This is a genomic window from Thermomonas sp. HDW16, assembly GCF_011302915.1.
In the GTDB taxonomy this organism is placed as follows: domain Bacteria; phylum Pseudomonadota; class Gammaproteobacteria; order Xanthomonadales; family Xanthomonadaceae; genus Thermomonas.
This window is the reverse complement of record NZ_CP049872.1, coordinates 1432393-1445681: the sequence shown is the minus strand read 5'-3', so window position 1 is coordinate 1445681 and position 13289 is coordinate 1432393. Positions and strand designations below refer to the sequence as shown.

Below are 13289 nucleotides of genomic sequence, written 5' to 3'. Positions count from 1 at the left end.
CAGTGTGCCTCGGCTGCCGCGAAAGGGAATTGATCCGGATCAGGTTGCCGCGACGCGTACCGCATCCGCAAGCGCGGCGAGCGTGGATTCGACCAGGGCCGCGTCGTCTGCTTCCACGGTCACCCGCACCACGGGTTCGGTGCCGGATGGGCGCAGGAAGGCGCGCCCACGGCCCTGGACTGCATGCTGGGCTTCAGCCAATGCGGTTTTCACGCTCTCTGCATCGACCGGTTTCGCATTGCCGGTGTAGCGCACGTTGACGGTCTTCTGCGGCACCTTGTGCAACCCTTCAAGTGCCTGCGCAAGGCCGATGCCGCGGCGCTGCAGCACTTCCAGTACCTGCAACGCACTGACGATGCCATCGCCGGTACTGGTTCGATCCAGGCACAGCAGGTGACCGCTGGCTTCGCCACCCAGGATCGCGTCGTTCGCCAGCAATTGCTGGTGCACGTAACGGTCGCCGACCTTGGCGCGGATGAAGCCGATGCCAAGATCGGCCAGCGCGCGCTCGAAACCGTAGTTGGTCATCAGGGTGCCGACTACTGGGCCGCGCAAGCGACCGCTCAGCTGCCAATCGCAGGCCAACACGTATAGCAGGTCGTCGCCATCGCGCACGTTGCCCTGCGCGTCCACGAACAGCACGCGGTCGCCATCGCCATCGAAGGCGATGCCGAGGTCGGCGCCGGTTTCGCGCACGCGCACGACCAGCAATTCCGGATGGGTGGAACCCACGCCATCGTTGATGTTGATGCCGTTCGGTTCGACGCCGATGGCATCGACGCGCGCGCCGAGTTCGCGCAGCACCAGCGGGCCGAGCTGGTAGGTCGCGCCGTTCGCGCAGTCGACCACGATGCGCATGCCGCCCAGGTTGAAACCGCGCGGCACCGAATTCTTGCAGGCTTCCACATAGCGGCCGATGGTGTCGCGGGTGCGCACCGCCTTGCCCAGCTGTTCCGACGGCACGGTGCGGAACGGCGCGTCCAGGGCGGCTTCGATCGCCAGTTCAGTGGCGTCGTCCAGCTTCTCGCCCTGCGCGGAGAAGAACTTGATGCCGTTGTCGTGGTGCGGGTTGTGCGAGGCGGAAATCACGATGCCGCCGTCGGCGCGCATCGAGTTGGTCAGGTGCGCGACGGCGGGGGTCGGCATCGGCCCCATCAGCTGCACGTCCACGCCGGCGGCCACCAGGCCCGCTTCCAGCGCGGCCTCGAACATGTAGTTGGAGATGCGGGTGTCCTTGCCGATCACCACGACAGGTTTTCGCCATTCCTGCCCGCCGCGCGCGGCGGCAACCAGAGCATGGCCATAGGCATTGCCCAGGCGCAGGACGAAATCGGCCGAGATCGCACCTTCTCCGACCCGACCGCGGATGCCATCGGTACCGAAATAACGGCGGCTCATGCGGCCTCGGCGTCGTTGGCCGGCGCCGGCTGTTTCATCATCATCGCCAGCAGGTCGGCCAGCCGATCGCGCATCTCGCGGCGATCGACGATCTGGTCGACGGTGCCGTGCTCCAGCAGGAACTCGCTGCGCTGGAAGCCTTCCGGCAATTTCTCGCGCACGGTCTGTTCGATCACGCGCTGGCCGGCGAACCCGATCAGGGCTTCGGGCTCGGCCAGGTTGAGGTCGCCCAGCATCGCGAAGCTGGCGGACACGCCGCCGGTGGTCGGATGGGTGAGCACCGAAATATAGGGCAGCCCCGCTTCGCGCAGGCGGCCAAGCGCGGCCGAGGTCTTGGCCATCTGCATCAGCGAAAACAGGCTTTCCTGCATGCGTGCGCCGCCGCTGGCGGAGAAGCACACGAACGGGCAGCGCAACTCCAGCGCGCGTTCCGCGCCGAGGGTGAAACGCTCACCGACCACCGATCCCATCGAACCGCCCATATAGGCGAAATCGAAGGCCGCGGCGACGATCTCGTGGCCCTTGAGCTTGCCTTCCATCGCGATCAGCGCGTCGCGCTCACCAGTGGATTTCTGCGCGGCCTTGATGCGGTCGGAGTACTTCTTCTGATCCTTGAACTTGAGCACGTCGGTCGGACCGAGTTCGGCGCCGATCTCGTGGCCCATGCCGTCGTCCAGCAGTGCCGCCAGCCGCGCACGGGCGCGGATCGGCATGTGGAAGCCGCATTTCGGGCAGACCTCGAGGTTTTCCTCGAGCTCGGGGCGATACAGCACCGCGCCGCAGCGCTCGCATTTCTCCCACAAGCCTTCCGGCACGCTGCGCTTGCGATCCACCCCGGTTTCGGTGCGGATGCGGGCGGGCATCAGTTTTTTTAGCCAGCTCATTCGGTTCGATCACCGCAGTTCGTCGAGCGCATTTTTTCTTTGCTCGTCATCCCGGCTAAAGCCGGGATGACGGCATCGCAGTCTAGCTCAGGCCGCCTCGGCCAGTCCGTCCAGCGCCTGCCGCAGCGGACGCAGGAAATCACCGGCGCGATTGGCCGCTTCGGCCTCGTCCGCGCTGCCTTCGAGGGCGGAGACCAGCGCACTGCCGACCACCACGCCATCGGCATGTTCGGCCATCGCCACCGCGCTTTGCGCATCGCGAATGCCGAAGCCGGCGTACACCGGGATCTCGGCCATCGTGCGCAGGTGCCGGAGGCGTTGGCCGGCATCGCCGATGTCGAGGCGATCCGCACCGGTCACGCCGGCGAAACTGACGTAGTAGAGATAACCGTCCGCCTGCGTCGCCAGGCGCTGCAACCGCGCTTCCGGCGTGGTCGGCGAAGCCAGCGAGATCAGTGCCAGTCCACTGTGCGCGAACGCGGCCCGGTATTCCTCCGCCTCTTCCGGCGGCAGGTCCACCAGCAGCACGCCGTCCACGCCCGCCTCCGCCGCAGCCGCGGCGAAACTGGCGGAACCGCGGATCTCGACCGGGTTCAGGTAACCCATCAGCACGATCGGGGTCAGCGCATCACGCGCACGGAATGCACGCACGCAATCCAGCACGTAGCGAATACCGGCGCCGCGCGCCAGTGCGCGCTCGGAACTGCGCTGGATCACCGGGCCATCGGCCATCGGATCAGAAAATGGCACGCCCAGCTCGATCACGTCCGCGCCGGCATCGACCAGCGCATGCATGACCGGCACCGTGGCCGCCAGCGACGGGTCGCCGGCGGTGACGAAGGGCACCAGTGCCTTGCGACCGGCCGAACGCAGCGCATCCAGCCGGGTCTGGAGCCGGCTCATTCGTTCGACGCTGCCGGCGGCGTCGCGCCTGCGGCGGCAACGTACTCGTTGGCCGGAGTCTGCTGCTTCATGCGACCGATCTGCACGCCGGCAGCGGCATATTCGGCGGCCAGTTCGGACTCACCCACGTCGATGCCGCGCTCCTCACCCATGCCATCCAGATGCTCGTTCAGCATGCGGCGGAACATGGTGGACATGTAGTCGAGGAAGCCCGCGCGCTCGTTCGCGGCATCGATCGGCTTCACGCTGACCAGATACATGTGCGCGCTGTGGCGGGCCGCGGCGTAGTTCATCGCCATCGCAGCCGGCTTGACCCCGAACTTGCGGGTCTGTTCGTCGGACACCGCCAGGTAGGCGTTGACTGCATCGAAAAACGCCGGATCGACCTGCGTGCCGCCCTGGGTGGCGGCTTCGTTGTTCTCGGCCACGGTCTGGGCCTGCTGTTCATCGGCCATGGCCGGGACTCCTGATCAAGTGATTGAACCGGTTATTCTCGCCGAAACCGGGCCCACAGGCCAGATCGGGCGTCCTGGCCCGGATTACAGAGCGAGGCCTTCGCGTCCGGCGATGGTGTGCACGTCCTTGTCGCCGCGCCCGGACAGGTTGCACAGGACGATGCCGTCGTTCGGCATGTCCCGTGCCAGCTTGAGCGCCTGGGCGATGGCATGACTGGATTCCAGCGCCGGCAGGATGCCCTCGGTCTTCGCCAGCAGGTGGAATGCCGCCAGCGCCTCGTCGTCGGTCACACCGACGTATTCGGCACGGCCGCTGTCCTTCAGGAACGCGTGCTCGGGGCCGACGCCGGGATAGTCCAGGCCTGCCGAGACCGAATGGGTTTCGATGATCTGGCCGTCGTCGTCGCAGATCACATAGGTGCGGTTGCCGTGCAGCACGCCGGGGCGGCCCGCCGCCAGCGAAGATGCATGTCGGCCGGTCTCGATGCCGTCGCCCGCCGCTTCCGCGCCGACGATGCGCACGCCCGGGTCGTTCAGGAAGGCATGGAACACGCCGATGGCGTTGCTGCCGCCACCGACGCAGGCGGTGACCGCATCGGGCAAGCAGCCGTATTCGGCCAGCATCTGCGCGCGGGCCTCGCGGCCGACCACCGCATTGAAGTCGCGCACCATGCGCGGATACGGATCCGGGCCGGCCACGGTGCCGATGATGTAGAAGGTATCGCGCACGTTGGTGACCCAGTCGCGCATCGCCTCGTTCAGCGCGTCCTTCAGTGTGGCCGAACCGCTGGTGACCGGCACCACCGTCGCACCGAGCAACTTCATCCGGTAGACGTTGATCTTCTGCCGCTCGATGTCGGTGGCGCCCATGTAGACCACGCATTCCAGGCCCAGACGCGCAGCCACGGTGGCACTGGCCACGCCGTGCTGGCCGGCGCCGGTCTCGGCGATGATCCGGGTCTTGCCCATCCTGCTGGCCAGCAGGGCCTGGCCGATGGTGTTGTTGATCTTGTGCGCGCCGGTGTGGTTCAGGTCCTCGCGCTTGAGCAGGATGCGCGCGCCGCCGGCTTCGCGGCTGAGGCGCTCGGCGTGGTAGATCGGGCTGGGCCGGCCGACGTAATGCGCCAGATCCGCCTCGAATTCGGCGATGAAAGCCGGATCCACTTTTGCGGCATCGTATGCAGCCGCCAGCTCTTCCAGCGGCCCGATCAGGGTCTCGGCGACGAAGCGCCCGCCGTAGCGGCCGAAATGGCCGTTGGCGTCCGGATATGCATGAAAATCAATGGACTCAACGGCCACAGGCGTAGCACTCGCTGACGTCTTCGCTGTTCTCGGCAAGTTCGATGCAATCGGCACGCCGTACTTCCTCCACGAAACGCCGCATCATCACGCCGTCCTTGATGCCCGGTTCACTCTCGACGCCGCTGGACACATCCACGCCCCAAGGCGATGCCGCGCGCACCGCGGCAAACACATTATCCGCCGACAGGCCGCCGGCAAGCACGAAAGGTTTGCTCATGTCGGCAGGAATCGCGGCGATATCCACGCGCTGGCCGCTGCCACCGGGTTCGCCGGCAACATGACCATCCAGCACGAAACCCGCCGCATGCGGGTAACGCGCGTGCAACACCCGGCCATTCACACCAGTTCCCGCGCCGCGCAAACCGATCCCCTTCAAGTACGGCAGGCCGAACCGACGGCAGAACTCGTCGTCCTCGCTGCCGTGGAACTGCAGCAGGGTCGGCCGCGCGTGCGCGATCGCCTCGCGCACCTCGTCGACACCGTTGTCCATGAACAGCGCCACCACGTCCACCAGCGGCGCCATCGCATCGCGCAGGGCACGCGCGGCTTGCGGCGTGACCCGCCGCGGGCTGCGCTGCGCGAAGATCAAGCCAACGGCATCCACGCCCAATTCGCCCGCGAGGCGTACGTCGCCGGCGCGGGTCAGGCCGCAGAACTTGACGCGGGTGCGGAACAGCGGACGAACCATCAGGCAGTCACTCGTCGCCGCAGACCTCCTGCGGAAGCCCCCATTCTCGCGGATAGCGCGGGCCGATGAACAGCAGTCCGGATGCGGGCGCGGTCGGGCCGGCGATTGTGCGGTCGCGTTTGTCCAGCAATTCACCGATCCATTCAGGCGGGCGCTCGCCACGGCCCACCACCAGCAACGACCCCACGATGTTGCGCACCATGTGGTGCAGGAACGCGTTCGCCTGCACCTCGACCTGCACCATACCGCCATCGCGACGCACATGGATGTCCTGCAAATTGCGGCGCGCATGCGTGGCCTGGCATTGCACGCTGCGGAACGCGGAAAAATCCCGTTCGCCCAGCAGCGCTTGCGCGGCTGCGTGCATGGCATCGGCATCCAGCGACTGGCGCTCCCAGCCGAGGTACTGCCGCTCCAACCCCGGGCGCGTGCCCCGGTTCAGGATGCGGTAGCGATAGCGACGCGCACGCGCCGAAAAACGCGCGTTGAAATCCTCGGCAACTGGCACGCACCAGCGCACCGCCATGGTCGACGGCAGATTCGCCGTGGCACCCAGCACCCAGCTGCGCGCATCACGCACGGCATCGGTATCGAAATGCACCACCTGGCACTGGCCGTGCACGCCGGCATCGGTGCGGCCGGCGCAAACGGTGTCGACGCGCGCATCAGCGACCTTCGACAACGCGATCTCCAGCGCCGTCTGCAGGCTCCCATCCGGCAACTGTAATCCGGCCGCACTCAGCCGTTGCCAGCCGGAGAAACCGCCGCCGTCGTATTCGACTCCAAGCGCCAGACGCATGCTTGCCTGCGCGATCCTCAGCCCAGCTCGCGCAGCAGGCGCGCGGCCTCGGTGCGCATGGCCGGATCCGGGCCATCCAGCACTTCGCGCAGCAATTCCTTCGCGGAATGATCGTCGCCGATATCGAGGAAGGCGCGGGCCAGTTTCATGCGTTGTTCGGCGCTGGCTTGTGGTGGCGGCGTCCTCGGTTCCGCCTCCGTCAGCGGAACGAAGCGCGGCTGCGGCGCGGCCGTTGCCGGAGGCAGCGCCTTTTCTGCCTTCACCCAACCGGAATGCCAGTTCGGCGCTTCGCTGCGTGGCGATGGGCTTGTCGGTACTGCGTCCAACTCGACGACCGTGACCGCAGGCGCAGGCGGCTCGTCCGCAACAGCAACGATGGCGTCCTGCGGCACGGCATCAAGCGTAGGTGCCACCATGCTGGCCGCCAATGCTTCGCTGTCGAAGCCACGCCGCACGACCGGCTTCGACGATGTCTCCGACCTGCTGCGACGCACGAACAACCAGGCCAGCAATGCCACGCCGATGAAGGCGAACCCACCCCACAGCCACGGCAACGTATTCGATGCTTGCGGCGTTTCGGGTGCCCGGGCAGTTTGCGCGGCTTGCGCCGTCGTTGCGGCCGGCATCGCAGGCGCCGCCGCGGCGGTCTTGTGCGCCTCGGCCAGGCGCTGTTGCGCGGCGGCCAGTTCACTGTCTTTCAGTGTCAGCAACTGCTGCTGTTGTTGCTGGAGTTTTTCCAGCTCGGCAACGCGTTCTTTCAGATCGCCGATCTCGGAAGTTTTCGCAGCGATGTCTTCGTCTTTCTGCCGCAATTGTTGTTGGAGCATGCTGCCCTCGCCCCCGGCATTGGTGCCGGATCGTGTTCCCGTGGCTTTGCCAGGTGCCGATGGCGGCACGATTTCGAGCCGCGCCTGCGCCTGCTGCCGGCGCGGTGCCGTTGCTGCAGATTTCGCCGCGGGTTTGGCTACCGCCGTTGTAGCAGCAGCGACTGCCGGCGCCTTGCCGTCAGTGGCCGCAGTGGCCGTCGGCTGCGCAACCGCGCGCCGCGCCTGCCGCCACTGCTGCATCTGCTCGCGTACGACCAATGTCGCCTCGTCCGCACCGATGCGACCCAGTTCGGTATCGCCCGGCACACGCAGGACGGCGCCGCGCTTGAGCCGGTTGATGTCATCGCCAAGGAAGGCATCGGGGTTGGCACGCAGCAAGGCCAACATGCCCTGGTCGAGGCTGTAGCCACCGGGCAGATCAAGCTTGCTTGCGATTTTCGACAGCGTTTCGCCCTGCTTGATCGGCCCATAGTGCGCTGGCGCTTCTGCGGCGGCGGGTGGCGTTGCGGCGGCCGGGACCGGCGCGGGACGCGCCGCCGACGGCATCGTTGGCGGCAACGGGGCGATCGCGATCGGCGACGGCACGGGTTCCGCCTCAGCCGGGGCCGGCATTGGCGACTGCGCAACCGGAGGCAGTGGTGACGGACGTGTCGGCGCAGGCGGCGGTACGGCGACCGGCGCAGGCTGCGGCGCAAGTTCAACGGGTCGCTGTACCACGTTCGGCGCCGCGACTACCGGCGCACTGATCGGCGGCTGCACCGGCGCACTGGTGGTGCGCGGCGCATCGACCAATGCCGAGTATTCGCGCACCAGGCGCCCCTGCCCCCAATCCACCTCGATCAGGAAATTCAACACCGCCTGGTCGACCGGCGCCACCGTGGTCACCCGGATCACCGGGCGGCCACGCGCATCGCTACCCAGGCTGAATTGCAGGTTGGCGGCGGCGCCGCTGGGCGGTGCCAGGCCAACGCGACGGAACGTGTCCGGCGAGGCCAGCCGCGCCTGCAGCGCTTCCAGTTCGCCCGGCGTGGTGGAGATGATCGGGATTTCGGCCAGCAGCGGCTGGTTGAGCCGCGACTTCACCTCGATCTGGCCCAGGCCCAGCGCCGCGGCATTGCCCGCTGCCAGCAGCAACGCAGCCAGCACCGTCATTCGCAATTTGCCGATCACATGCACTCCCGCCCTGCTTCCCCGCACCGACTCTAGCCGTGCTCAGCCTTCGCTGGCAACGAGTTCCGCAATCTGCACCGCATTCAATGCCGCGCCCTTGCGGATGTTGTCGGACACGATCCACAGGTTCAGCGCATGCGGATGCGAGAAATCCTCGCGGATGCGACCCACGTATACAGCATCGGTGCCCGAGGCATGGGTGACCGGCGTCGGATAGCCGCCCGGCACGCGCTCATCCACCACTTCCACGCCCGGCGCGCGTTCCAACAGCTCGCGCGCCTGCTCGGCGCTGAGCTTGTCGCGGGTCTCGACGTTCACCGCCTCGGAATGGCCGTAGAACACCGGCACGCGCACCGCGGTCGGGTTCACCTGGATCGAATCGTCGCCGAGGATCTTGCGGGTCTCCCACACCAGCTTCATTTCTTCCTTGGTGTAGCCGTTGTCCTGGAAGTCGTCGATGTGCGGGATCAGGTTGAAGGCGATCTGCGCCTGGAACTTCTTCGGTTCGATGTCCTGGAAGTTCAGCAGGCGGCCGGTCTGGATGCCGAGTTCCTCCAGCCCGGAACGCCCGGCACCGGACACCGACTGGTAGGTAGCCACATTGATGCGCTGGATGCCGACTGCATCGTAGATCGGCTTCAGCGCCACCATCAGCTGCATGGTCGAACAGTTCGGGTTGGCGATGATCCCGCGCGGGCGGTTGCCCACCTGCTCCGGGTTCACTTCGCTCACCACCAGCGGCACGTCGTCGTCGTAGCGGAAGGTCGAGGAATTGTCGATCACCACTGCGCCCGCAGCGGCGAACTTCGGCGCGTATTCCTTCGATGTGGCGCCACCGGCCGAAAACAGCGCGATATCGACACCGGCCGGATCGAACGTGGCCAGGTCCTGCACCACGATGTCGTCGTTGCCGTACTTGACCAGGCTGCCGGCGGAACGCTCGCTGGCCAGGGCGATCACTTCGCTGGCCGGGAAATCGCGCTCGGCCAGGATCGACAGCATCACTTCGCCCACGGCGCCGGTTGCACCGACCACTGCCACCTTGAATTGCTTGCTCATTTGTTGGTTGTCCTGATTGCGGCGCGCAACGCGCCTGCCTGATGGATGTGTTTGCTGCTATCACTGCGGCGCAGTCGTGGCCCGTGGGGGCGATGGCGCGACTGGCCGCTATCGTTTTTTGTCGATGATCGCGGGAATGCGCGGCGAAACCTCGCCCACGTCGCCGCATTGCGCGCGATGGCGCAACGCCTGGTCCATCAGCACGAGCGCCAGCATCGCCTCGCAAATGGGCGTGGCACGAATGCCGACGCAGGGATCGTGGCGGCCGGTGGTGACGATGTCGACCACGTTGCCATCGGCATCCAGGCCCTCTACCGGCAGGCGCAGGCTGGAGGTCGGCTTGAACGCCACCGAGACCACCACCTGCTGCCCGGAGGAAATTCCACCGAGAATGCCGCCCGCATGATTCGACAGGAAGCCGCCCGGCGTCATCACGTCGCGATGCTCGCTGCCTTTTTGCACAACGGATGCGAAGCCGTCGCCGACCTCCACACCCTTCACGGCATTGATCGACATCATCGCCGCAGCCAGTTCGCCATCGAGCTTGCCGTAGATCGGCTCGCCCCAGCCCGGCGGCACGCCATCGGCGACCACGGTCACTCGCGCACCGACCGAATCGCCGGATTTGCGCAGCGCATCCATGTAGCTTTCGAGGTCATCGACCTGCGCCGCGTGCGGCCAGAAAAACGGATTGGTTTCGATGACCGAAGCATCGAAACCCTGCGGCACGATCTCGCCGATCTGCGACATCCAGCCCTGCACGCACACGCCGTGCGTATCCGCCAGCCATTTCTTGGCGATCACCGCCGCCGCAACGCGCATCGTGGTCTCACGCGCACTGCTGCGCCCGCCACCGCGCGGATCGCGGATGCCGTATTTCTGCCAATAGGTGTAATCCGCATGGCCGGGGCGGAACTGTTCGGCGATGCGGCTGTAGTCCTTGCTGCGCGCGTCGGTATTGCGGATCAGCAGGGCGATCGGCGTGCCGGTGGCCTTGCCTTCGTACACGCCACTGAGGATCTCGACCGCATCGGCTTCGTGCCGCGCCGAGGTGTGGCGGGTCTTGCCGGTCGCGCGCCGCGCCAGGTCGTGCGCGAAGTCTTCCGCCGCGATGGCGATACCCGGCGGGCAACCGTCGATGACGCAGCCGATGGCCGGCCCGTGCGATTCGCCGAAGGTGGTGACGCGCAGCAGCTGGCCGAAGGTGTTCAAAGGGTCAGAACAAATCGCCAGGTGGCGTACGCGGCGCTTCGCGCGCACTGGCCAGCTTCGCGATCTGGTCGTGATGGGCGATGAGATCCACACATTCAGCCACGAAGATCCCCATCTGCCCGACCTTGAATTCCACCCAGGCCAGCGGCAGCTCCGGCAGCAGCTTGACCAGCGCGCGTTCGGCCTCGCCGACTTCGCAAACCAGCAGGCCATCGCGATCCAGGTGCAGCGGCGCATCGCGCAGGATCTTCAGCACCAGGTCCAGGCCATCATCGCCCGCACGCAAGCCGAGCTCCGGCTCGTGCGAATACTCGCGCGGCAGGGCATCAGTCTCGTCATTGGTGACATAGGGCGGATTGGTGACGATCAGGTCGTAGTGCTCGCCGGACAGGCCGGCGAACAGGTCGGACTTCACGAAGCGCACGTTCTCGACATGCAGGCGCTTTTCGTTCTCGCGCGACAGCGCCAGCGCATCGTCGCTGATGTCCACGCCATCGACATGCCAATCCGGGTTGTAATGCGCCATGGCGATGGCGATGCAGCCCGAGCCGGTACACAAGTCCAGAGCGCGACGCACTTCGCGATCGCCCAGCCAGGGCTGGAAACCGGCCTCGATCATTTCCGCAATCGGCGAACGCGGCACCAGTGCACGCGAATCGGACTTGAAGCTCAGCCCGGCGAACCAGGCCTCGCCGGTCAGGTAGGCGGCCGGGATGCGTTCCTCGATGCGGCGCAGGAACAGGCCCAGCACGTCTTCTTTTTCGGCCTCGGTGACACGCGCGTTGCCGTAGACCGGCGACAGGTCGTGCGGCAGGTGCAGCGCATGCAGGGTGAGTTGGGTGGCCTCGTCCAGCGCGTTGTCGTAGCTGTGGCCGAAGGTCAGGCCCGCCGCGTTGAAACGGCTGGCGCCGTAGCGGATCAGGTCGATGATCGTCTGCAATTCTTCGGACATGGCGGGCGCGGGCGTTGCAAGGCCGTGAAGTATAGCGGTGGCCGGCCGTTATCATGGCCGCCCTGCCGTCATTGCCATCGCTCATGTCGAAACGCGCCATCCTCCTGCTGGTCATCGTCGCCCTCGCCGCCGGACTGGGCCTGTGGGCCTCGCAACGTCATTTCGGGCCGGTGACCAGCGCGCAGCCCAAGGTGACCAGCATCACCCTGCTGCCGAATCCGCGCACCTTGCCCGCCTTTTCCCTGCAGCAATCGGACGGCACGCCGCTGACCGCGGATGAGCTCAAGGGCCACTGGACACTGGTGTTCCTGGGCTTCACCCATTGCCCGGACGTGTGCCCGACCACGCTGGCGCAGCTGGCCGGCGCACAGAAGCAATGGGCGGCGATGCCGGAGGCTTCACGCCCGCGCGTGCTGTTCATCTCCGCCGACCCGGAACGCGACAGCCCCGCACTCACCGGCAAGTACGCGCACGCGTTCCATGCCGATTCGCTTGCCGCCACCGCTCCACTGCCGGCGCTGGAGGAATTCGCCCGCGGCCTGTCGCTGGTCTTCATGAAGGTACCGGGCACCAGCGGCAAGCCGGACGACTACAGCATCGACCACTCCGCTGGTTTCGTCGTGCTCGATCCGCAGGCGCGTATGGCCGGGGTGATCCAGCCGCCATTCGACGTAAAGGCCATCGCCGCCGACATGACCGTCCTGAGCAAGGCCACGCCATGAGCCCGCTGACCGCCCTCACCTATGTGTTGCCGCATCGCGCGCTGTCCTCGCTGGCGCGCTCGCTGGCGTATTCGACTAACCCGTCGGTCAAGCAATGGCTGATCGATACCGTCACCCGCAAATTCGGCGTGGACCTGTCGGAAGCCGCCGAACCCGATCCGCGCGCCTACCCCAGCTTCAACGCCTTCTTCACCCGCGCCCTGAAGCCCGGCGCGCGCGTGCCCGATCCCGATCCGAATGCACTGCTGATGCCGGCCGATGGCCATATCAGCCAATGCGGCAGCATCGTCGATGGGCGCATCTTCCAGGCCAAGGGCCAGAGCTATACCGCCACCGAACTGCTGGGCAGCGAAGCCGACGCCGCACCCTTTGCCGACGGCCTGTTCGCAACGGTGTACCTGTCGCCACGCGACTACCACCGCGTGCACATGCCGTGGATCGGCACCCTGCGCGAAACCGTGCATGTCCCCGGCCGGCTGTTCTCGGTGGGCACCGATGCGGTGGCGTCCGTGCCGCGCCTGTTCGCCCGCAACGAACGCCTGGTCTGCCTGTTCGATACCGATTTCGGGCCGATGGCCTCGGTGATGGTCGGTGCGCTGCTGGTCTCGGGCGTGGAAACCGTGTGGAGCGGCGTCGAAATCCCCGCCTACGCCGACCGCATCACCCGCAAGGACTATCGCGGCAAGGGCATCACCCTGGAACGTTTCGCCGAAATGGCCCGTTTCAATTACGGCAGCACGGTGATCGTGCTGCTGCCAAAGGGCGCGGCGCAGCTGGCACCGCAGCTGGGGGCGGAAACGCCAGTGAAGTTGGGGCAGCGGCTGGCGATGCGCCTGTAACCATCACGCATCGGCGGTGAGTGCCGCGGGCGTTAGCGCAGCGCCATTTCGAGGCGCGAAGCGAATGCCCGCGGCGCTC

Annotated in this window: 13 protein-coding genes; 2 read left to right on the top strand and 11 right to left on the bottom strand. The window is 66.6% G+C overall.

Annotation, left to right across the window (positions count from 1 at the left end):
• Positions 1 to 39: 39 nt before the first annotated feature.
• From glmM to prmB, 11 genes are all read right to left on the bottom strand, one after another.
• Complete coding sequence (gene glmM / locus G7079_RS06670; protein WP_166056564.1) at positions 40 to 1398, bottom strand: phosphoglucosamine mutase; 1359 nt, start codon at positions 1396 to 1398, stop codon at positions 40 to 42.
• Positions 1395 to 2282: an acetyl-CoA carboxylase, carboxyltransferase subunit beta gene (gene accD, locus G7079_RS06665; RefSeq protein ID WP_166056563.1), complete on the bottom strand. Its 888-nt coding sequence runs from the start codon at positions 2280 to 2282 to the stop codon at positions 1395 to 1397. The genes glmM and accD overlap by 4 nt, the downstream gene beginning before the upstream one ends.
• Before the next feature lie 87 nt (positions 2283 to 2369).
• Positions 2370 to 3185, bottom strand: coding sequence for a tryptophan synthase subunit alpha (gene trpA, locus G7079_RS06660; protein ID WP_166056562.1), 816 nt, complete (start codon positions 3183 to 3185; stop codon positions 2370 to 2372).
• On the bottom strand, positions 3182 to 3640 hold the full coding sequence (locus G7079_RS06655) for a DUF3144 domain-containing protein (RefSeq protein ID WP_166056561.1): 459 nt from the start codon (positions 3638 to 3640) through the stop codon (positions 3182 to 3184). The genes trpA and G7079_RS06655 overlap by 4 nt, the downstream gene beginning before the upstream one ends.
• Positions 3641 to 3724: 84 nt before the next feature.
• Positions 3725 to 4978, bottom strand: coding sequence for a tryptophan synthase subunit beta (gene trpB / locus G7079_RS06650; RefSeq protein WP_166057865.1), 1254 nt, complete (start codon positions 4976 to 4978; stop codon positions 3725 to 3727).
• A complete protein-coding gene (locus G7079_RS06645; protein ID WP_166056560.1) occupies positions 4929 to 5630 on the bottom strand; it encodes a phosphoribosylanthranilate isomerase in 702 nt (233 codons plus the stop codon). Before G7079_RS06645 ends, trpB begins: the two co-directional genes overlap by 50 nt.
• Before the next feature lie 7 nt (positions 5631 to 5637).
• Positions 5638 to 6429: a tRNA pseudouridine(38-40) synthase TruA gene (gene truA / locus G7079_RS06640; RefSeq protein WP_166056559.1), complete on the bottom strand. Its 792-nt coding sequence runs from the start codon at positions 6427 to 6429 to the stop codon at positions 5638 to 5640.
• A 17-nt stretch (positions 6430 to 6446) separates the two neighbouring features.
• Positions 6447 to 8408, bottom strand: coding sequence for a FimV/HubP family polar landmark protein (locus tag G7079_RS06635; protein ID WP_166057864.1), 1962 nt, complete (start codon positions 8406 to 8408; stop codon positions 6447 to 6449).
• Between the two features lie 60 nt (positions 8409 to 8468).
• On the bottom strand, positions 8469 to 9485 hold the full coding sequence (locus tag G7079_RS06630; protein WP_166056558.1) for an aspartate-semialdehyde dehydrogenase: 1017 nt from the start codon (positions 9483 to 9485) through the stop codon (positions 8469 to 8471).
• A 108-nt stretch (positions 9486 to 9593) separates the two neighbouring features.
• The gene (aroC, locus tag G7079_RS06625; RefSeq protein WP_166056557.1) at positions 9594 to 10697 is read right to left on the bottom strand and encodes a chorismate synthase; all 1104 of its coding nucleotides are present in this window, start codon (positions 10695 to 10697) and stop codon (positions 9594 to 9596) included.
• 4 nt (positions 10698 to 10701) lie between these two features.
• Entirely contained in the window at positions 10702 to 11649 is a 948-nt protein-coding gene (gene prmB / locus G7079_RS06620; protein WP_166056556.1) for a 50S ribosomal protein L3 N(5)-glutamine methyltransferase, read from the bottom strand.
• 83 nt (positions 11650 to 11732) lie between these two features.
• Between prmB and G7079_RS06615 the strand changes: the two genes are divergently transcribed.
• Together G7079_RS06615 and asd are read left to right on the top strand one after the other, a co-directional pair.
• A complete protein-coding gene (locus G7079_RS06615) occupies positions 11733 to 12371 on the top strand; it encodes an SCO family protein (protein ID WP_166056555.1) in 639 nt (212 codons plus the stop codon).
• Complete coding sequence (gene asd / locus G7079_RS06610) at positions 12368 to 13210, top strand: archaetidylserine decarboxylase (protein WP_166056554.1); 843 nt, start codon at positions 12368 to 12370, stop codon at positions 13208 to 13210. Before G7079_RS06615 ends, asd begins: the two co-directional genes overlap by 4 nt.
• The last annotated feature ends 79 nt before the right edge of the window (positions 13211 to 13289 follow it).

Excerpts from the sequence above, each read along its gene's own strand:
- prmB (WP_166056556.1), bottom strand. The coding sequence starts at position 11,649 with ATGTCCGAAGAATTGCAGACGATCATCGACCTGATCCGCTACGGCGCC.
- accD (WP_166056563.1), bottom strand. The coding sequence starts at position 2,282 with ATGAGCTGGCTAAAAAAACTGATGCCCGCCCGCATCCGCACCGAAACC.
- asd (WP_166056554.1), top strand. The coding sequence starts at position 12,368 with ATGAGCCCGCTGACCGCCCTCACCTATGTGTTGCCGCATCGCGCGCTG.
- G7079_RS06615 (WP_166056555.1), top strand. The coding sequence starts at position 11,733 with ATGTCGAAACGCGCCATCCTCCTGCTGGTCATCGTCGCCCTCGCCGCC.
- G7079_RS06630 (WP_166056558.1), bottom strand. The coding sequence starts at position 9,485 with ATGAGCAAGCAATTCAAGGTGGCAGTGGTCGGTGCAACCGGCGCCGTG.
- G7079_RS06655 (WP_166056561.1), bottom strand. The coding sequence starts at position 3,640 with ATGGCCGATGAACAGCAGGCCCAGACCGTGGCCGAGAACAACGAAGCC.
- G7079_RS06645 (WP_166056560.1), bottom strand. The coding sequence starts at position 5,630 with ATGGTTCGTCCGCTGTTCCGCACCCGCGTCAAGTTCTGCGGCCTGACC.
- trpA (WP_166056562.1), bottom strand. The coding sequence starts at position 3,185 with ATGAGCCGGCTCCAGACCCGGCTGGATGCGCTGCGTTCGGCCGGTCGC.
- G7079_RS06635 (WP_166057864.1), bottom strand. The coding sequence starts at position 8,408 with ATGACGGTGCTGGCTGCGTTGCTGCTGGCAGCGGGCAATGCCGCGGCG.
- truA (WP_166056559.1), bottom strand. The coding sequence starts at position 6,429 with ATGCGTCTGGCGCTTGGAGTCGAATACGACGGCGGCGGTTTCTCCGGC.
- glmM (WP_166056564.1), bottom strand. The coding sequence starts at position 1,398 with ATGAGCCGCCGTTATTTCGGTACCGATGGCATCCGCGGTCGGGTCGGA.